Source organism: Streptomyces sp. SID3343 (assembly GCF_009865215.1).
In the GTDB taxonomy this organism is placed as follows: Bacteria; Actinomycetota; Actinomycetes; order Streptomycetales; family Streptomycetaceae; genus Embleya.
This window is the reverse complement of the sequence record NZ_WWJX01001588.1, coordinates 1-359: the sequence shown is the minus strand read 5'-3', so window position 1 is coordinate 359 and position 359 is coordinate 1. Positions and strand designations below refer to the sequence as shown.

Sequence of the window (359 nt, the reverse complement as noted above, 5' to 3'; positions counted from 1 at the left end):
CCAGAACGCGGCGGCGGGGTGTGCGCCGGGGGCTCGACGGGCGCGGCCGAGCACGCGCACGGCGTCGGTGACGGACAGGCGCACGGCCGGGTGGGTGACCGGGTTGCCGTCGGAATCGAGCACGGTCACGCGGTCGGCCGCGCCGTCGGGGTCGGGGTCGCCGAGATCGTCGGGGTCGTTCGGGCTGCCCGGGTCGTTCGGACCGTCCGGGTAGGGCCAGAAGGCGACGGTGCCGGCGCGCGGCGGGTCGGCCGGGGTGAACGTGGCGGCGCACCGGATCAGGGTGGCGGCGTCGGGGGCGGCGGTGGCGATGTTCGCAACTCCTGGGCGTGGGGCGTGTGGGGCGTGTGGGGCGTGGG

Annotated in this window: 1 pseudogene; it reads right to left on the bottom strand. The window is 78.0% G+C overall.

The annotated features are described in order from the left end of the window. Positions 1 to 359, bottom strand: a pseudogene (locus GT354_RS50485) (ATP-dependent helicase); the annotation flags it as partial.